We start from the raw sequence: 18,365 nt of genomic DNA on the forward strand, positions 1-18,365 counted from the left end.
GACTACGACAAGGACTCCGGCAAGGACGACTACGACAAGGACTCCGACAAGGAGGACTACGACAAGGGCGACAAGGACGAGGAGCCCAAGGGCGGAGTCCACACGGGTGGCGGAGCGCTGGCGAGGGCTCTGGCCAACGGTGACGACGACTACAGCAAGGACGAGCACGACAAGGACTCCGACAAGGAGGACTACGACAAGGGCAGCAAGGACGAGCACGACAAGGACTCCGGCAAGGACGACTACGACAAGGACTCCGACAAGGAGGACTACGACAAGGGCGACAAGCACGAGGAGCCCAAGGGCGGAGTCCACACGGGTGGCGGAGCGCTGGCGTCGGTCCTGAACGACGACGACTGGGGCGGCGACAAGGACTCGAAGTTCGACCCGGAGAGCTACAAGGACGACGACCACGAGAAGGACTCGTGGGGCGGCGACCACGACAAGCCGCACGGTGGGATGCACACCGGTGGCGGCGGCCTCGCCGACAACGCGGGTGTCACCGCTGGTGGGCTGGCCGTGCTCGCGGTAGCCGGCACCGGCGTGTACGCACTGCGGCGCAAGAAGGCCTCCGGAACCGTGGCCTGACCATGCCCGATGACATAACCGCCGTGGCCGCCGCGCGTGCGCCGCGCGCCGCGGCGGCCCCGCTGGCCCCCGCCCCTGTCCAGCCCTAAGCCTTGCCCGAGTGAGGTGGTGCCCGATGGCCGCCGGCCGTCCCCCGTCCCCCGAAGCCGACCAGGCCGCCCCGCCTGACACCGTTTCCGTGCCCTCTCGGCGGAGAAGGCGCACCGCCGTGGCCCTGTTCTGGAGCGCGGTGGCCGCCATGGTCCTGGTGGTGACCCTGCCCGGCAGCCCGGACGAGACGCCCGAAGCCCGTCGCGCACCGGTCGTCGAGTCGTCCGCACCACCGGAGGGCCGGTCGGCCGGCCCGCCCGCGCGCACCCACCGCACCGAGGGCAAGCATCTGCCCAGGTCCCGGCCGGTCCGCCTGCTGATCCCCAAGATCTCGGTCGACGCGCCCTTCACCGACCTCGCCATCGGCAGCGCGGGCCAGCTTCAGCCCCCGCCCGCCGGCGACACCAACCTTGTCGGCTGGCATGCCAAAGGGGCGTCTCCCGGTGAGGCGGGCACGTCGATCATCGCGGGGCACGTCGACACGACGACGTCCCCCGCGGTGTTCGCGAGCCTGAGCGAGCTGGAGAAGGGCGACCGCTTCCAGGTGCTGAGAGCGGACGGGCGCAAGGCGTCCTTCCTGGTCGACAGCGTGGAGACGTTCGACAAGGACAGCTTCCCAAGCAAGCGTGTGTACGGTGACACCCCCCGGGCCCGGGTCCGGCTCATCACCTGTGCCGGCGACTACGACCGCAAGGTCAGGGACTACACCGCGAACCTGGTCGTCTTCGCCCACCTCGCCTGACCCGCCCGCCTTCGCCGACCTGGCCTTTCTTCCGTACCGCCGCACTCCGCACCGGCCTTGTGTCCTACAGTGACAGCGACCCTGTTCCGGTGATTGAGCTGTGAGGTAGTCGCGAACCATGCCGACCGAGACGTTTGAGTTCCAGGTAGAGGCCCGTCAGCTGCTCCAGCTGATGATTCACTCGGTCTACTCGAACAAGGATGTCTTCCTGCGCGAGCTCGTCTCCAACGCCTCCGACGCGCTCGACAAGCTGCGCCTGGAGAAGCTGCGGGACGACGCGCTCGACGCCGAGGTGTCCGACCTGCACATCGAGATCGACGTCGACAAGGAGGCCCGTACCCTCACGGTGCGGGACAACGGCATCGGGATGTCGTACGACGAGGTCGGCAAGCTCATCGGCACCATCGCCAACTCGGGGACGGCCACGTTCCTGAAGGAGCTGCGGGAGGCCCAGGACGAGGCCGGGGCCGAGGGCCTCATCGGCCAGTTCGGCGTCGGCTTCTACTCCGGCTTCATGGCGGCCGACGAGATGACGCTGCTGACCAGGCGGGCCGGCGAGGCCCAGGGCACCCGATGGACCTCGCGCGGCGAGGCCACGTACACGCTGGAGACCGTCGACGAGGCGCCGCAGGGCACGTCCGTCACGCTTCACCTCAAGCCCGCCGACCCCGAGAACCAGCTCCACGACTACACCTCCCCGTGGACGATCCGGGAGATCGTCAAGCGGTACTCGGACTTCATCACCTGGCCGATCCGGATGGTCCCGGAGGCGGGCGACGGGGACGGCGACAGCGCGCCCGAGCCCGAGACGCTGAACTCGATGAAGGCCCTGTGGGCGCGTTCGCGCGACGAGGTGTCCGACGACGAGTACCACGAGCTGTACAAGCACATCAGCCACGACTGGCGCGAGCCGCTGGAGACGATCCGGCTGCAGGCGGAGGGCACCTTCGAGTACCAGGCGCTGCTCTTCGTCCCCTCGCACGCGCCGCACGACCTGTTCACGCGGGACTACAAGCGCGGTGTCCAGCTCTATGTGAAGCGCGTCTTCATCATGGACGACTGCGAGGCGCTGCTGCCGCCGTACCTGCGCTTCGTCAAGGGCGTCGTCGACGCGGCCGACCTCTCGCTCAACGTCTCCCGCGAGATCCTCCAGCAGGACCGGCACATCAAGATGATGCAGCGCCGGCTGACGAAGAAGGTGCTGTCCACGGTCAAGGACTTCATGACCAAGGACGCCGACCGCTACGCCACGTTCTGGCGGGAGTTCGGCACCGCCCTCAAGGAGGGCCTGGTCACCGACCCCGAGAACAGCGAGGCCATCCTCGCCGTCGCCTCGTTCGCGACGACGCACGCCGACGACGAGCCGACCACGCTCGCCCAGTACGTGGAGCGGATGAAGGACGGCCAGGACGACATCTACTACCTCACCGGCGAGTCCCGGCAGAGCATCGAGAACTCCCCGCACATGGAGGCGTTCCGGGACAAGGGCATCGAGGTCCTGCTGCTCACCGACGGCGTCGACGAGGTCTGGGTCGACACCGTGGGCGAGTACCAGGGCAAGAAGCTGCGGTCCGTCGCCAAGGGCCAGATCGACCTCGACGCCGAGGGCGACGAGAAGGCCGACGGGGAGCGGGCGAAGCAGGCCGAGGAGTACGCCGGACTGCTCGGCTGGATGGGGGAGCGGCTGGACGAGGACATCAAGGAGGTGCGCCTGTCGACGCGGCTCACCGTCTCCCCGGCCTGCGTGGTCTCGGACGCGCACGATCTGACTCCGGCCCTGGAGCAGATGTACCGGGCGATGGGCCAGGAGGTGCCGCGCACCAAGCGGATCCTGGAGCTCAACCCCGACCACCTGCTGGTGAAGGGCCTGAACCAGGCGTACAAGGAGCGCGAGGACCACTCCGGGCTCGTCGAGTCCGCCGAGCTGCTCCACACGCTGGCGGTGCTCGCCGAGGGCGGCCAGCCCAAGGACCCGGCGCGGTTCGTGAAGCTGGTGGCGGACCGTCTGGAGCGCACCCTGTAGCGGCGCTGTGCGCCAAGTGGCCGTGTGCGCGGGCCGTTGTCAGTGGCCCGCGCTACGTTCCTTCCAGTCGGCTTCCAGCCCTACTCCTGGAGGATTCATGGCCTCGCGTCTCAACCCCTACATCACCTTCGCCGGTGACGCCCGGCAGGCGTTGGAGTTCTACAAGGACGTCTTCGGCGGCACCCTGAACCTCAACACCTACGCCGAGTTCGGCCAGAAGGACACGCCCCTGGCCGACAAGATCATGCACGGCATGCTGGAGACGCCCGGCGACTTCACCCTCATGGCCGCCGACACCCCGACGGACGACCACCGGCCGGGCAACAACATGTCCGTGAGCCTGAGTGGCGACGACGAGGCCGAGCTGCGCGGCTACTGGGAGAAGCTGTCCGAAGGCGCCTCGGTGACCGTGCCGCTGGAGAAGCAGATGTGGGGCGACGTCTTCGGCATGTGTACGGACCGCTTCGGCATCACCTGGATGGTCAACATCGCCGGGCTGGCCGGCTGAGCGCGGGCGGCAGGATCACCGCTCCGGCAACCATTCGCTCAGGGCGTCGATGAGCCGGTCGAGGGCCGGCTCCTCGACGGAGCGGTCCGTGATGACCGTACGGCCGTCGAAGCGGAGCGTGTACTGGAACAGGTCCGCCGCCTGCATGTTCTTGGTGAAGTCGGAGACGTCGTCCAGCGCAGGGTCGCCGAGCAGCGTGCGCACCTCGGTGAAGTCGGCCGCGTCGGCGCGGTGGACGGAGCGTTCGCCCTTGCCGCCGGCGTGCACGGTGCGGTCGCCCCGCACGGTCACCTCTTTGTGCACACCGGCGAAGCCGCCGGTGACGACCATGGTCACCAGCACCTGATTCGGTCCGGTGACGGGGACGGGTGTCGGACTGGGGGACGCCGAGGGCGTCGGTGAGGGGGATGCCGACGGGGATGACGACGGTGCCACCGTCGGAGATGCGGTGGTCGAGGCGGTGACCACCGCGTCCGTCGGCTCCGCCACGCCCGTGCCCTCCTCGGAAGTGCAGCCGGCCGGCCCCAGCATTCCGGCCACGACCACCAACGCCAACCGCTTGCGGAACACGGCGCTCCTCCCGTCGATCGTGTCAACTGGAGTGTCCCTACCACGGAATGGGCCGTTCCGGGCCCTGCGCGTGGTCGGGCAGTCGGCACCGGTGATTTTCGGCCCACCTGCTGACGTACCGCCCAGCCGTGCAGGTACGGGGCGTAAACCACGGGGAGCAGGGAAAGGAGCTATACGGCAAACCGCGGGGAGTGGTCGTCAGCCCGGAGTGTCGGGCCCGAAGCGCTGGGGAGGGCCGGGCATGGGCGGGCAGCCCCTGTATCTCGAACCGCGGCTGGAGTCGCGGCTGCGTTCTTTGCTGAACTCCCCGGAACTGCTGCACACGCTCACCGACGCGCTCGGCTCGCCGCTGAACCTCGTCGTCCCCGACCAACTCGCCGACAATCTCCGGCAGTTCCGCGCGGTGTACGGCAGCCACCACCTCTCCGGCCAGGTGTTCCTCGCCCACAAGGCCAACCGGTCCAGCGCCCTGCTGCGCAGGCTCGCCGCCACGGACGCGGGGGTGGACGTCGCGTCGCTGGGGGAGTTGCAGCACGCCCTGGGCGCGGGCCTCACCCCCGACCGGATCACGGCGACCGGGCCGAAGAACCCCGAGTTCCTGTGGCTGGCGGCGCGCACATCGGTCACCGTCAGCCTTGACACGCGCGGCGAACTGGAGCAACTCGCCACGCTGGTACGCAAACACGCCCTGCCTCGGGCCCGAGTCCTGCTCCGCCTGTCGGGGTTCGAGGCGTCCGGCGTACGGGTGCTGACCAGGCGCAGCCGATTCGGCACCGCCGTACGGGAGGCGGCCCCGCTGCTGGAGGCCGTCGAGCGACACGCCGATGTGCTCGACCTGGTCGGCGTCGCGTACCACCTCGACACGACGAGCCCGACCGAGAAGGCCGTGGCGTTGGAGGGCTGCCTGCGGGTGCTGGAGGAGTGCCGCAGCCGGGGGCTCAGGCCCCGGGCCGTGGACATCGGCGGCGGGTTCGGCGTCAACTACCTTGCCGACGGCGGCCAATGGGAGCGGTACACCACCGAACTCACCGAAGCCGTGCTGGGCATCCGCCCGCCCCTGACCTACGGCGGCCACGGCTACGGACTGCGCACCGAGGCCGGCACCCTGCGCGGCACCCTCGGTCTGTACCCCGCCCACCGCCCGGTCGCCGGCGCCCGCTACCTCGACGAACTGCTCTCCCACCCGGCCGCCTCCCTCGGCGGCCGCCCACTGGCCGCGCTGCTCCTGGAGCACCTCTACGACCTGCACACCGAACCCGGCCGGGCGCTGCTCGACCAGTGCGGACTGACCCTGACCAAGGTGCTGGAGGTGCGTGACCAGGAGGCCGGCGGCCCTCTGCACGTGCGGTTGGCGGCGAAGGCCGACGACGTGGCGCTGGAGGAGCACGGGGTGCTCATGGACCCCGTCGTCGTGCCACGGGACCCGGCGGGCGGCGGCACCTTCACACGGGAGGTGTCGGGCGGCGGCACCTTCACACGGGAGGTGTCGGGCGCCGGTGGTGACACCGGGACCGAACCCGTCGCCGTGCACCTCTTCGGCAGCCGTTGCCTGGAGTCCGATCTGATCACCCGCCGCACGGTCTTCCTGCCCCGCCGCCCCGCCCCCGGCGACCTGTTGGCCTTCGCCAACACGGCCGGCTACTGCATGGACTTCCACGCCACCCGTGCCCAGCACCAGCCTGCCGCGCGCAAGGTCGCCGTCTGGCAGGAGAGCGACAGATGGCGCTGGTGCCTGGACGACCAGTACTGGCCGACCACACCCGTGGGGGGAGCGCAGTGAGGTACGACAGCATCACCGACGCCATCGGCAACACACCGCTGGTGCGCATCGACCCGGCCGTGCACGGCCTGCGGAACATCGACCTGTACGCCAAGCTGGAACTGCTCAACCCCTTCGGCTCGGTGAAGGACCGCGCCGCCTGGAACATGGCCCGACCGCATCTGACCGCCGCGGCCTCGGCCCCCGCCGGCGAAGGCGGGCAGGTCGTCGAGCTGTCGAGCGGCAACACCGCCAAGGCCCTGGCAGTCCTCGCGGGCATGCACGGCCTGACCTTCAAGAGCGTCACCAACCGGATGCGCATCCCGGAGATCAAGGACCTGCTCCTGCTGCTCGGCGCGGAGATCGAGGAACTCCCCGGCCAGAGCGAGTGCCTTGACCCGACCGCCACCGACGACCCGCTCACCCTCTTCCACAGCACCCTCTCCGAGCCCGACAGCACCTACCTGCACACCGACCAGTACTTCAACCCGCGCAACACCGAGGCCCACTTCACCGGCACCGGACCGGAGATCGTCAAGGACCTGGACGGCCGGGCCCCGGACTGGTTCATCGCCTGCGTGGGCACCGCCGGCTCCTCCACCGGCGTCGCCCGCGCCCTGCGCGAACACGACCCTGCCGTACGGGTCGTCGGCCTGGTCGCCGCCAAGTCCGACTTCGTCCCCGGCATCCGCACCATCGACGAGGCACACGAGGTGGGCCTGTTCGACCCCGGCACCTACGACACCATCGACTCCGTGAGCGCCGACGAGGCGATCGAGGGAATGCTGACCCTCAACCGGCGCTGCGGCATCCTGGCCGGACCCACCGGAGGCGCCGCGTACTTCGGAGCCGTACGCCAACTCCAGCCCGTCGACGCGGAACTGACGGAGCGGCAGTCGGCGGTCTTCATCGTCTGCGACCGCGTCGAGAGCTATCTGAGCTACGTCCGTCAGCGGCGCCCCGACCTCTTCGGTCGCCCGCGCCGCAGGAACTCCCCGGCCGACCTGACGGACGCCGAGATACGCACGGCCCCGGCCATCGGCGTCGCCGACGCCCAGGCGTGGATCGGCACCGGCGAGCCGCTCGTCGTCGACCTGCGCGGCCCGTACGCCTTCGCCGCCCTGCACATCGACGGCTCGGTCAACATCGTCGACGAGCTCTTCGAGGAACTCCTGCACGGCGGGCTGCCGTTCAGCCGCTCCCGCCCGGTCCTGCTGGCCTGCCCGGTCGGCGAGAAGTCCGCCCGCTACGCCGCCCTGCTGACCCGGCTGGGCCACCCGGACGTCCGCAGTCTGACCGGCGGCATCATCGCCTGGCGCGACGCGGGCGCACCGCTGGTACGGGACTGACGCCCATGACCATGCCCAGGACCGACACCCAAGGCCCCGCCCAAGGCCCGTCCCTCATCGAGGAGTTGGGGGAGTGGCAGCACACCCTGCGCGCCCAGTTCCCGATCATCACCGCACACCCGGAACTGGCGTACCTCGACAGTGCGGCCACCGCCCAGAAACCGCAGGCCGTGCTCGACGCCGTCCACACCTACCTCACCACGACCAACGCCAACGCCGGACGCGGCACCTACCCCTGGGCCAACCGGACCACCACCCTGGTCGAGCAGGCCCGCGACCGGGTGAAGGGCTTCCTCGACGACCCCGCCCCGGAGCGCTCGGCCGTGCACTTCACGAGCGGCACCACCGAAGGGCTGCGCACCATCGCGCGTGACTGGCTGCCCGGGTTCCTCGCCGACGGCGACGAGATCGTCGTCCCGGTCGCCGACCACGAGGCCAACATCGCGCCCTGGCTGGAGGCGCAGCGGCAACTGGCCCGGCAGGGCGTGCACATCCGGGTCCGCCCGATGCCGTACCAGCGTTCGTCCGGCGACTACGACCACCTCGCGCTCGCCGAACTCGCCGGTGAGCGAACCCGGTTCGTCGCCGCCACCCACGTCCACCATGTGTACGGCGGTGACATGAACCTCCATCGCATCCGCCGGGCGGTCGGCCCGGACGCGGTCATCTGCCTGGACGCCGCCCAGAGCGTCGGTCATCTGCCGGTGTCCGTGGCCGATCTGGACGTCGACTTCGTCGTCTTCTCCGGGCACAAGGCCATGGCCCTGCCCGGCACGGGCGCAGTCTGGGCCCGCCAGGCACGCGGACGGGAGTTCACGCCGGGCGGTTGGTCCGGCACTCCCAACACGGTCGGCGTCGCCTCCCTGGCCACCGCCCTGGACTGGCTGGACAGCGTCGGTACCGACCGGATCGAGCGGTGGACGGTCGCCCTGGCGGCCCGACTCACCGACGGCCTGCGCCGCCTCGACGCCTACGAGATCCTCGGCTGCCAGAGCAGTCTGGCCGCCGACTCGTCCGTGCAGCGGCGCCAGAGCATCGTCACGTTCCGGCACCACGCCATCGACTCCTCCGACCTGGGCTTCATCCTGTTCAGCCACGGCTTCATGATCCGCTCCGACCAGCACTGCCAGGGCCGCGCGGGGGAGCGGACCGGCTCGGTGCGGGTGAGCCTGCACGTCTACAACACCGTCGAGGAGATCGACCGCCTGTTGGACGTCCTTGCCACCCTCGGGTGACGTACCGCCATTGGAGGGAATGGGAACCGTTTCCATCTAGTAGGGTCGGCGCCGACAGCGTGGGACAGGTGCGAGACGGCAAGGTGGCACGACCGGATGGGGCTGAGCCTGGCAACGGCGGAGCGATGGGTGGAGCGCTGGGAGCGCCAGCAGCAGCGGTACGCCGTGGACCGCGAGGAGCGGTTCACGGTGATCGCCGACGTCGTCGAGCGGGCCGTGGCCGGCCGGTCGGCGCGACCGCTGGTCGCCGATCTCGGCTGCGGTCCCGGATCGCTCGCGGCGCGACTGGTGCGGAGGCTGCCGGACGCCGACATCGTCGCCGTCGACCGGGACCCCTTGCTGCTGGAGCTGGCCCGCACCCACCACGCGGACGCGGCCCGCTACGTCGACACGGTGATCGGCGAGGACGGCTGGACCCACGCCCTGCACCTGGAACGCCCGCTGGACGCGGCCGTGTCGACGACGGCACTGCACTACCTGAGCCCGGACGCCCTGCACCGCACCTACCGACAGCTCGCGGCACTGCTGCGGCCCGGCGGCGTCCTCGTCAACGGCGACCACTTCCCGCACGATGACACCGAGCTCGCCGCCCTCACCGGGTGCGTCGGCAGCCGGCACGCCGAACGCGGGCACGCTCTGGCGCAGGAGGACTGGGACTCCTGGTGGACGGCCGTCGCGCGGGACCCCGAGCTGACCGACCTGCTCGCCGAACGCCGGCGCCGGGAGCCGGTCACCGGGACCGACTGCGCGGCGCGGCTGTCCGTGTCCGGGCACGAACGGCTGTTGCGGCGGGCGGGGTTCAGGCATGTCGGTGTCGTCTGGCAGTACGGCGACAGTCACGTCGTCGTCGCGATCCGCTGACGTAGGCCGCCGCCCGCCGGTATCGGGCGTTCTGGTCGGCTGTTGTGCAAAACGTTTTGGATCCCTAGCTTGTGCCGCATGAGCGACCAAGCGTCCGTGCCGTCCGGCCGTCTTCTGGTGAGCGGCTGCGATGTGCTGCGGGTTCCGCCGGCGGGCGAGTGCGAGATCCTCCCGGCGCAGGACATCGTGGTGGTGGACGGCGCGATCGAGGACGTACGGCCCACGGGTGAGCACACCGCGGTGCCGGGCGCGGACGTCGTCGACGCACGCGGGCTGCTGGCCGTCCCCGGCCTGGTGAACGCCCACACGCACAGCCCCATGGTGCTGATGCGCGGCGCGGCCGAGGACGTGACGGTCGAGGGCTGGTTCAACGACCGCGTCTGGCCGATGGAATCCAACCTCACCCCCGACGACGTACGCGTCGGCGCACTGCTGGCCTGCGCTGAGATGATCCGCTCCGGGGTCACCACCTTCGCCGACCACTACTTCTTCGCCGAGCGGATCGCCGAGGCGGTCACCGAGAGCGGACTGCGCGCCGACCTCGCGCCCACCTACTTCAGCAGCCGGGGCGGCGGCCCTGGAGGACACGGTGAAGTTCGCCGAGGCATGGCACGGAGGGGCTGGCGGCCGGGTGACCGTCTCGCTCGGGCCCCACGCCCCGTACACCGTGAGCGACGACGACCTGCGCACCCTCGCCGAGCACGCCCGGCGGCTGGGGCTGCGTATGCACCTCCACGCCGCCGAGAACCTGGAGCAGACGCAAGCCGGCCTGGAGCGGCGCGGGATCACCCCCATCCGGGTACTGCACGAGACGGGGGTGCTGGCGGCCGGGGCGCTGATCGCGCACGGCTGCGGCATCGTCGAGCAGGACCTGCCGCTGCTGGCCGAGTACGCCGGCACGACCGCGGTGGCCTGCTGCCCCAAGGTCTACCTCAAGCACGCCCTGTCCCCGCTGACCCCGGTCCGCGAGCTGCTCGACGCCGGGGTCACCGTCGCGGTCGGCACGGACGGGGCCGCCGGGCACAACACGCTGGACGTGTGGGAGGCGCTGCGGCTGGTCGCCCTCACACAGAAGCAGGCGGTACGCGACGCCACCTGGATGACCGTGTCCGACACCCTGCGCATGGCGATGCGGGGCGGTGCCCGCGCCCTCGGGCTGCACGACCGGATCGGCGCGCTGGAGCCCGGCATGCGGGCCGACATCGTCCTCGTCGACCTGTCCGGGGTCCACTGCCGCCCCCTCCACGACCCCCGGGCCGCGCTGGTGTACAGCACCCGTGCGAGCGACGTCCGTACGGTCGTCGTCGACGGCCACGTCCTGATGCGCGACGGACGGCTGCTGACCGTCGACGAGCCCGCCCTCCTGGCCGAGGCCGACGTACGGGTGGCACGCATCCTCGACACCTCGCACGGCAGGGCGGTGCAGCACTATGACCCGTGAGCCCTACGGCGGAAGATCGGCGGTGCGCAGACCCGCGTCCATCAAGGACGTGGCCGCGGCGGCCGGGGTCAGCCCCACCACCGTCTCGCACGTCCTGAGCGGCAACCGGCCGGTCAACGAGGAGACCGCCGCCAGGGTGCGCGGTGTCGTGAACCGGCTCGGATATGTTCCGGCCTCGCTGGCCCGCAGCCTCCAGGCCGGCTCCACCTCGGTGATCGGCCTGCTGATACCCGACATCAGCAACACCTTCTTCGCCGAACTGGCCAAGGGCGCCGAGGACGCCGCCCACGACCTCGGCTACGGCCTGATCCTGTGCAACACCGAGTTCGACGCGGACCGCGAGGACCGCTATCTCGGCATGATCCGCAGCCGGTTCATCGACGGCATGGTGTACGCCTCCGGGTCCGCGCCCTCGCGACGGCGACTGGAGGCCCTGATGGGCAAGTTCCCCATCGCGCTCGCCGACGAGGAGGTCGAGGGGCTCGAAGGGGCGCTCATCGCCAGCGCCGACCACGAGGCGGGCGGGCGGCTGGTCGGCGACCACCTGCGGGAACTCGGGCATCACCGGGCACTGATGCTGACCGGTCCGCGCGCCCTCCGCAGCGGCGTGGCCCGTGCCCAGGGCTTCGTCCGGGCCTTCCGGGGCGATGTCGTGGAACGCGAGGGCGACTTCAAGGAGGCCTCCGGTCACCGCCTTGTCGCCCGACTCCTCGAAGAGGGCGGCTTCGACCGCACAGCGGTCTTCGCGGCCAACGACCTGATGGCCTTCGGCGCCCTCACCGCGCTGCGGGAGGCGGGTCTTTCGGTGCCGCGGGACGTGTCCGTGGTCGGCTTCGACGACATCCGCGCGGCCTCCCTGGCCCACCCGCCCCTGACCACCGTCCACCAGCCCGCCTACGACGTGGGCCGCACCGCCACCGCGCAACTCCTCCAGTACGTCACCCGGGGCGAGGTCCCGCCCGCCTCCCGGCACACCCTCCCCGTCACCCTCAAGGTCCGCGGCAGCACGGCACCGCCCACCCCCTGACCGTGGGACCGGCTGCTGCGCCGGATCGTCGACGGCTGAAATTCCCCTGGCCGAAATAGGACCGAAACCTCGCGGCGTAGCCAAAACGTTTTGCGCTTTCTACTGTCAACGCATCGCAGACCCGGGCCACTCGGTGAACCCAATGATCAGGAGGACGACGGTGAGAATGACCAGAAGGGCCGCCGTGATGGTGGCGGGGATGCTCGCGCTGGCCGCTTGCGGGGGAGGGGGAGAGAAAGACGATGCCGCGTCGTCGGGAAAGACACGGATCAAATTGGTGGTCAACGGCGGGCTCGGCGACAAGTCCTTCTTCGACTCCGCCTATGCCGGCCTGAAGCGGGCGCAGAAAGAGCTCGGCTACGAGCTCAAGGTGGTCGAGATCGGCTCCGACCGCACCAAGTGGGAGCCCGGATTCGAGGACGCCGCCGCGGCCGACGACTACGACATCCTCGCCGCCGGCACCTTCGAGGTCACCGACTACATAGGCGAACTCGCCCCGCAGTATCCGGACAAGAAGTTCTGGATCTTCGACGCCCCGGTCGACTACAGCGGAGAGAACGGCACCTGTTCCAACAAGTGCGAGAACGTCCACTCCGTCACTTTCAAGCAGAACGAGGGCGGATATCTCGCCGGATTCCTCGCCGAGAAGCTCGTGGCCGAAAAGGCACTCAAGGGAACCGAATCGCTGGACAAGGTCGGTGTCATGGGCGGCGTGAAGACCCCGCTCATCGAGGACTTCGTGGTCGGATTCCGGGCCGGATTCAAGGCGGCCGGCGGAAAGGACTCGGACGTCCTCGTCCAGTACGTCGGCGGCGACAAGGCGTTCAGCGACCCGGCGAAGGGCAAGGAGATCTCCAACGCGCTGTACGGCCAGGGTGCCGCCCTGGTGTGGCCGGTGGCCGGGCTCTCCGGACTCGGCACCTTCGAGTCGGCGGTCGCGGCCAAGCGGTACACCCTCGGCGTCGACTCCGACCAGTTCCAGACCCTCACCGACCAGGCGCAGAAGAACACCGTCGTCACCTCCATCCTCAAGAACGTCGGCAACGCCCTCTACAAGGCCGCCGAGGCCGAACAGAAGGACTCCCTCAAGTACGGCGCCGTCGAGACCGTCGGACTCGCCGAGGACGCCGTCGGCTATGTGAACGACGACCACTTCGCCCAGCTCGTCCCCGAGAAGATCCGCACCGAGCTCGAAGCGGCGGCCGACAAGGTCAAGTCCGGCTCCGTCACGGTCCCCAGCGCCCTCTGATTCCCGAACGGCCTTGAGATGAACGAGTCATGGGACGCGGCCGGTCCGGCCGTCGCCGCCCGCGCGGTCACCAAGACGTACGCCAACGGCGTGCGCGCGGTACGCGGGGTGGACCTGGATGTCCCGCCGGGCGAGATCCGCGCGATCGTCGGCGAGAACGGCGCGGGCAAGTCCACGCTGATGAAGCTGCTCTACGGCCTGGAACAGCCCACCTCCGGCGAGATCCTGGTCGGCGGCCGGCCCCGCGTGCTGCGCGACCCGGCCGTGGCGATCGCCCTCGGCGTGGGCATGGTGCACCAGAACCTGATGCTGGTGCCGTCCTTCACCGTCGCCCAGAACGTCGTCCTCGGCGTCGAACCCGGCCGCCGCGGCCTCGTCGACCCGCAGGCGGCCGTCAGGGCGACCTGGCGGCTTGCCGAGGAGTCCGGACTCGCAGTCGACCCGAGGGCGCGCGTCGACGAGGTGTCCGTCGGCATGCGGCAGCGCACCGAGATCCTCAAGGCCCTCCACCGCCGCGCCCGGGTCCTGATCCTTGACGAGCCGACCGCCGTGCTCACCCCGCAGGAGACCGAGGACCTGTTCGCCGCGATACGCCGCCTGCGCGACGGCGGCATGACGGTGCTGTTCATCTCGCACAAGCTGCGCGAGGTACGGGAGATCAGCGACCGGGTGAGCGTGATGCGCGCCGGTTCCCTGGTGGGCACCGTCCCCACTGCCGACGCCACCGAGCGCTCCCTGGCCGCCATGATGGTCGGCCGCGACCTCTCCCTAGACATGGACCGGGCACCCGCCCGCCGGTCCGAAGTCACCTTGCGGGTAAGGGAGTTGGCGTACGACGGCCCCGCCGGCCAGTCCCTGCACGACCTCCACTTCGACGTCGCCGCCGGGGAGATCGTCGGCGTCGCCGGCATCGAGGGCAACGGGCAGAGCGAACTCGCCGAGATCCTCGCCGGGTTGCGCCGCCGCACTTCCGGCACCGTCACCGTCGACGGCACCGACACAGCGGGGCTCGACGTCGCCGGCCACCGCAGAGCGGGCATCGGCTACGTCCCCGAGGACCGGTTGCGCAACGGTGCCGCCCTCGACGAGTCCATCGCCGACAACCTCGTCGTCGACCGCCACGACCGCCCGCCCCTCGCCCGCCGCGGCCTCCTGCACCCCAGGGCGGTCCGCGCCCACGCCGAACGGCTCATCGAGGACTACGCGATCCGCACCCCCGACCCGACCGTCCCGGTGCGCGCCCTGTCCGGCGGCAACCTCCAGAAGGTCGTCGTCGCCCGCGAACTGTCCGCCGGGCCACGGCTGTTGATCGCCTCCCAGGTCACCCGCGGCGTCGACATCGGCGCCATTCGGTTCATGTACGAGCAGCTGATCACCGCGCGCGACGCGGGCGCCGCCGTCCTGCTGATCTCCGCCGACCTCACCGAACTGCTCGCCCTGTCCGACCGGTTGCTCGTCCTGAAGGACGGCCGCCTGGTCGCCCGCTTCGACGACACGGCCGGTCTGACCGAGAAGCGGGTCGGGCTCTACATGCTCGGAGTTGAGCGGCACGACCGGGAGCGCCTCACCGCAGGGCTCGACGACTCCGGCGAGGTGACCGCCGTATGACCGCCACCGCCGTCGAGGCCGAGGACCGCGACCAGTACCGCGCGACCCGCCGCCGCGCCCTCGCCGTGGACCTCGGCATGACCCTGGCCACTGTCCTGGCCGCCCTCGCCATCGGCTTCCTCGTCATGCTGGCCACCGGCAAGGATCCGATCGCGGCGTACGAGGCGATGCTCACCGGCCCGCTGGAGCGCTCCTATCGCGTCGGACGCTGGCTGGAGGACGCCACCACGCTCACCCTGCTCGGGCTGTCCGTCGCCATCCCGTTCCGCGCCCGGCAGATCAGCCTCGGGGCCGAAAGCCAGCTGTACGCGGGGGCGTTGGCGGCAGCCACCGTGGCGATCTTCCTGCCGTTGCCGCCGGTCGCCGCGGTGCTGGTGCCGCTCGTCGCCGCGGCGGCTGCGGGGGCGGGCATGGGACTCGTGCCGGGCTCGATGAAGGCGCGCCTCGGGGCGAACGAGATCGTGGCCACGCTCATGCTCAACGCCATCGCCGTACGGGTCTACGACTACCTGGTCAACGGCCCGCTGAAGGACCCCGACAGCAGCGCCGTGCGCTCCGAGCGCATCCCGCAGGACTCCGCGCTCACCCCGCTGAGCGACTGGTTCGGCGTGCCGCTGGGCCGCGCCAATGTCGGCCTCGTGCTGATGCTGCTCACCGCCGTCGCCCTGTGGCTGCTCCTCACCCGCACCCCGCTCGGCTACCGCATCCGCATGACCGGCGCGAACCCTGACTTCGCCGAGTACGGCGGCATCCGGGTACCCCGCGTCATCGAGTGGAGCTTCGTCATCGGCGGCGCCGTCGCCGGGCTCGCCGGGGCCCACCTCGTGCAGGGCGTGTACGGGCGCCTGGAGCCGGGGCTCGCCGGGAGCCTCGCCTTCGAGGGGATCGTGGTGGCGCTGCTGGCCCGGAACAACCCGCTCGTCGTCGTGGTCGCCGGGCTCTTCTACTCCTACCTGCGTGCCGGGGGAGACATCATGGAACAGCAGACGGACGTCGGCACCGAGATCGTGGTGGTCATCCAGGCGGTCATCGTGCTGCTGGTCACCGCGCAGGCCCTGCCGGACCTGCTCAAGCGCCGCATCGCGCGCAGGCAGGTGGGCATCCGATGAGCTCCGTCCTCGACGTCGTCCTCAGCAGCGCGTTCCTCGCGGCGGTGCTGCGCGTCGCCACGCCCTATCTGCTCGCCGCCTTCGGCGGACTCGTCGCCGAACGCGCCGGGGTCAGCAACATCGCCCTGGAGGGCCAGATGCTCTCCGCCGCCTGCACGGGCGCGCTCGTGGCCGGTTACAGCGGGTCGGTCGCGCTCGGAGCGGTGAGCGGCGTCGCGGTGGCCGCCCTCCTCGGCGTCCTGCTCGCCGCCCTGCGCCTGGAGCTGGGCGCCGACGCGATCATCGCCGGCATCGGCCTCAACCTGCTCGCCTCGGGCGGCACCGCGTACGCCGTCTACACCCTCCTCGACGACAAGGGCGGCACCACCGGCCTGAAGAGCGGCACCTTGCCGACGGTCACGCTGCCCGGCATCGAGTACATCCCCGTCGTGGGCGACGTGCTCAGCGGCCAGAACCTGATCACCTGGCTGGCTTTCCTCGCCGCGCCGTTCGTGGCCTGGCTGTTCTTCCGGACCCGCTTCGGCTTCCACCTGCGCGCGGTCGGCGAGATGCCCGACGCCGCCGCGTCCGTCGGCATCAAGGTCCGCCGCGTCCAATACGGCGGCCTCGCCCTCAGCGGCGCCCTCGCCGGGCTCGCCGGGGTCTTCCTCAGCATGGGCTACGTGTCCTTCTTCGTCCGCGACATGACGGCCGGACGTGGCTTCATCGCCCTCGCCGCCGTGTTCCTCGGCGGCCTCAGGCCCTGGGGCGTCTTCCTCGCCGCCATCGGCTTCGGCGCGGCGGAGGCACTGGCCGTACAGCTCGGCACGCTGGACGTGCCGCCACAGCTGGTGTCGACGATCCCGTACGCGATGACCCTCGTCGCCCTCGCGGCGTACGCGTGGCGGCGCAAGCGGCGCGGGCGTACGGCGGAGGTCGCCGCCTCCCTCTGACGGCCGTTCCCCACCTTCACCTCATAGACAGCCACCCCCACTTTCACCTCACAGAGAGAACATCATGCGCACCAGACACGGCGTGCGTTCCGCACGCGTGCTCTCCGGCGGCCTCATGGCGGCCACCCTCCTCCTCACCGTCCTGCCCACCGGCGCCGTCGCCGCCGACAATCCGTTCCGCGTCCGGCTCCTGGACACCCTCACCGTCCCCGCCGGAACGACCGAGTCCGGCGTGCCCTTCGGCGGCCTGTCGGGCCTCGACTACGACCGCCGGACGCGTACCTACGTCGCTCTCAGCGACGACCGCTCCGAGAACGGCGAGGCCCGCTTCCACACCCTCCGACTGCCACTCCACGGCACCGCGTTCGCCCACGACCGGCCCGATGTCGAGGGCCTCACCGTGCTCGACGACGTCACCGGTGAGCCGTTCGCCCCGAAGGCCGTGGACCCCGAGGCGATCCGCTGGATGCCGGGCGGACGCAGACTGTTGTGGACCAGCGAGGGCGCGTCCAGTGCCGGCCGGCCCGCCTTCGTCCGCGAGGCGTCGACGTCGGGGGCGTACGTCCGTGAACTCCCGTTGCCCGAGGCGTACGCGCCGGTCCGGTCGGCCGACGGCAGGCTCGTCTCCGGCGTCCGCAACAACCAGGCGCTGGAGGGCCTCACGCTCACCCCGGACGGCACAAGGGCCGTCACCGTCACCGAGAACGCCCTCGTCCAGGACGGCCCCGCCGCGAGCCTGACCGCCAAGAGTCCGTCCCGACTGCTGGTGACGGACCGCGGGACGGGCCGGACGCTCGCCGAGCACGTCTACGAGGTCGACCCGATCTCGGACGCGCCCACCGCCCCGCTGCCCGCCCCCGTCAACACCTACTCGGCGGACCGGGGCGTCTCCGAGATCCTCGCGATCAACGACACCGACTTCATCACCGTGGAGCGGTCCTTCGCCTCCGGTGTCGGCTTCGCGATCCGCCTGTATTGGACCACCACCCGTGGCGCGACGGACGTCAGAGGCGAGGACGCGCTGTCCGGCGCCGAGCGGCCGATGCGGAAGAGGCTGCTGTACGACTTCACCACCTCCGGCACGGACGCCGACAACGTCGAGGGGATCACCTGGGGGCCGGCCCTGCCCGACGGATCGCGCTCGCTCGTCCTCGTCTCCGACGACAACTTCGGCTTCAACGGAGGCCTCACCAAGTTCCATCTGTTGTCTGTTGGTCGGGGCCTGACCAAGCACAGCTAAAGGTTCGCACCTGCGCCTTGACAGCGTGCGTACT

At 70.6% G+C, this 18,365-nt stretch carries 14 protein-coding genes and 2 pseudogenes; 15 read left to right on the plus strand and 1 reads right to left on the minus strand.

Going from position 1 to position 18,365, the window contains the following annotated elements; translation table 11 throughout:
* From ACIA8X_RS44290 to ACIA8X_RS44305, 4 genes and pseudogenes are all read left to right on the plus strand, one after another.
* Positions 1 to 588: pseudogene (locus ACIA8X_RS44290) on the plus strand (DNA primase); the annotation flags it as partial.
* Between the two features lie 208 nt (positions 589 to 796).
* Complete coding sequence (locus tag ACIA8X_RS44295) at positions 797 to 1,420, plus strand: class F sortase (RefSeq protein WP_393460741.1); 624 nt, start codon at positions 797 to 799, stop codon at positions 1,418 to 1,420.
* A gap of 118 nt (positions 1,421 to 1,538) precedes the next feature.
* Complete coding sequence (gene htpG / locus ACIA8X_RS44300) at positions 1,539 to 3,443, plus strand: molecular chaperone HtpG (protein WP_399460636.1); 1,905 nt, start codon at positions 1,539 to 1,541, stop codon at positions 3,441 to 3,443.
* Between the two features lie 97 nt (positions 3,444 to 3,540).
* Entirely contained in the window at positions 3,541 to 3,951 is a 411-nt protein-coding gene (locus ACIA8X_RS44305; protein WP_399460637.1) for a VOC family protein, read from the plus strand.
* Between the two features lie 15 nt (positions 3,952 to 3,966).
* Here the strand turns inward: ACIA8X_RS44305 and ACIA8X_RS44310 are convergent, their stop codons facing one another.
* Positions 3,967 to 4,521, minus strand: a complete 555-nt coding sequence (locus ACIA8X_RS44310; protein ID WP_399460638.1) for a hypothetical protein — start codon at positions 4,519 to 4,521, stop codon at positions 3,967 to 3,969.
* 241 nt (positions 4,522 to 4,762) lie between these two features.
* Here ACIA8X_RS44310 and ACIA8X_RS44315 point away from each other — a divergent pair, with 241 nt between their 5' ends.
* The 11 genes and pseudogenes from ACIA8X_RS44315 (at position 4,763) to ACIA8X_RS44365 (ending at position 18,331) form a co-directional block, all read left to right on the plus strand.
* Positions 4,763 to 6,301: a Y4yA family PLP-dependent enzyme gene (locus tag ACIA8X_RS44315; protein WP_399460639.1), complete on the plus strand. Its 1,539-nt coding sequence runs from the start codon at positions 4,763 to 4,765 to the stop codon at positions 6,299 to 6,301.
* Positions 6,298 to 7,629, plus strand: a complete 1,332-nt coding sequence (locus ACIA8X_RS44320) for a pyridoxal-phosphate dependent enzyme (RefSeq protein ID WP_399460640.1) — start codon at positions 6,298 to 6,300, stop codon at positions 7,627 to 7,629. The genes ACIA8X_RS44315 and ACIA8X_RS44320 overlap by 4 nt, the downstream gene beginning before the upstream one ends.
* Positions 7,630 to 7,634: 5 nt before the next feature.
* Positions 7,635 to 8,864 (plus strand): aminotransferase class V-fold PLP-dependent enzyme, encoded by a 1,230-nt coding sequence (locus ACIA8X_RS44325; protein WP_399460641.1) that lies wholly within the window; start codon positions 7,635 to 7,637, stop codon positions 8,862 to 8,864.
* A 96-nt stretch (positions 8,865 to 8,960) separates the two neighbouring features.
* On the plus strand, positions 8,961 to 9,725 hold the full coding sequence (locus ACIA8X_RS44330; RefSeq protein ID WP_393460720.1) for a class I SAM-dependent methyltransferase: 765 nt from the start codon (positions 8,961 to 8,963) through the stop codon (positions 9,723 to 9,725).
* 78 nt (positions 9,726 to 9,803) lie between these two features.
* Positions 9,804 to 11,166 (plus strand): annotated as a pseudogene (locus ACIA8X_RS44335) (amidohydrolase).
* Positions 11,156 to 12,193 carry a LacI family DNA-binding transcriptional regulator gene (locus tag ACIA8X_RS44340; RefSeq protein WP_399460642.1) on the plus strand — a complete coding sequence of 346 codons (1,038 nt, stop codon included), beginning with the start codon at positions 11,156 to 11,158 and terminating at the stop codon, positions 12,191 to 12,193. The pseudogene ACIA8X_RS44335 and the gene ACIA8X_RS44340 overlap by 11 nt, the downstream one beginning before the upstream one ends.
* Before the next feature lie 166 nt (positions 12,194 to 12,359).
* Entirely contained in the window at positions 12,360 to 13,442 is a 1,083-nt protein-coding gene (locus ACIA8X_RS44345; RefSeq protein ID WP_399460643.1) for a BMP family protein, read from the plus strand.
* Positions 13,443 to 13,460: 18 nt separating this feature from the next.
* Positions 13,461 to 15,050 carry an ABC transporter ATP-binding protein gene (locus ACIA8X_RS44350; RefSeq protein WP_399460644.1) on the plus strand — a complete coding sequence of 530 codons (1,590 nt, stop codon included), beginning with the start codon at positions 13,461 to 13,463 and terminating at the stop codon, positions 15,048 to 15,050.
* Positions 15,047 to 16,159 (plus strand): ABC transporter permease, encoded by a 1,113-nt coding sequence (locus ACIA8X_RS44355; RefSeq protein ID WP_399460645.1) that lies wholly within the window; start codon positions 15,047 to 15,049, stop codon positions 16,157 to 16,159. Before ACIA8X_RS44350 ends, ACIA8X_RS44355 begins: the two co-directional genes overlap by 4 nt.
* Complete coding sequence (locus ACIA8X_RS44360; RefSeq protein ID WP_399460646.1) at positions 16,156 to 17,091, plus strand: ABC transporter permease; 936 nt, start codon at positions 16,156 to 16,158, stop codon at positions 17,089 to 17,091. The genes ACIA8X_RS44355 and ACIA8X_RS44360 overlap by 4 nt, the downstream gene beginning before the upstream one ends.
* A gap of 64 nt (positions 17,092 to 17,155) precedes the next feature.
* On the plus strand, positions 17,156 to 18,331 hold the full coding sequence (locus ACIA8X_RS44365; protein WP_399460647.1) for an esterase-like activity of phytase family protein: 1,176 nt from the start codon (positions 17,156 to 17,158) through the stop codon (positions 18,329 to 18,331).
* The last annotated feature ends 34 nt before the right edge of the window (positions 18,332 to 18,365 follow it).

Origin of the sequence: Streptomyces sp. NPDC051738 (genome assembly GCF_044453205.1) — a bacterium.
Classification (GTDB): Bacteria; Actinomycetota; Actinomycetes; order Streptomycetales; family Streptomycetaceae; genus Streptomyces.

What these genes read in the sequence shown, in the direction of transcription:
- ACIA8X_RS44365 (WP_399460647.1), top strand. Translation starts at nt 17,156, where the DNA reads ATGCGCACCAGACACGGCGTGCGTTCCGCACGCGTGCTCTCCGGCGGC.
- ACIA8X_RS44345 (WP_399460643.1), top strand. Translation starts at nt 12,360, where the DNA reads ATGACCAGAAGGGCCGCCGTGATGGTGGCGGGGATGCTCGCGCTGGCC.
- htpG (WP_399460636.1), top strand. Translation starts at nt 1,539, where the DNA reads ATGCCGACCGAGACGTTTGAGTTCCAGGTAGAGGCCCGTCAGCTGCTC.
- ACIA8X_RS44340 (WP_399460642.1), top strand. Translation starts at nt 11,156, where the DNA reads ATGACCCGTGAGCCCTACGGCGGAAGATCGGCGGTGCGCAGACCCGCG.
- ACIA8X_RS44315 (WP_399460639.1), top strand. Translation starts at nt 4,763, where the DNA reads ATGGGCGGGCAGCCCCTGTATCTCGAACCGCGGCTGGAGTCGCGGCTG.
- ACIA8X_RS44350 (WP_399460644.1), top strand. Translation starts at nt 13,461, where the DNA reads ATGAACGAGTCATGGGACGCGGCCGGTCCGGCCGTCGCCGCCCGCGCG.
- ACIA8X_RS44325 (WP_399460641.1), top strand. Translation starts at nt 7,635, where the DNA reads ATGACCATGCCCAGGACCGACACCCAAGGCCCCGCCCAAGGCCCGTCC.
- ACIA8X_RS44360 (WP_399460646.1), top strand. Translation starts at nt 16,156, where the DNA reads ATGAGCTCCGTCCTCGACGTCGTCCTCAGCAGCGCGTTCCTCGCGGCG.
- ACIA8X_RS44330 (WP_393460720.1), top strand. Translation starts at nt 8,961, where the DNA reads ATGGGGCTGAGCCTGGCAACGGCGGAGCGATGGGTGGAGCGCTGGGAG.
- ACIA8X_RS44305 (WP_399460637.1), top strand. Translation starts at nt 3,541, where the DNA reads ATGGCCTCGCGTCTCAACCCCTACATCACCTTCGCCGGTGACGCCCGG.
- ACIA8X_RS44355 (WP_399460645.1), top strand. Translation starts at nt 15,047, where the DNA reads ATGACCGCCACCGCCGTCGAGGCCGAGGACCGCGACCAGTACCGCGCG.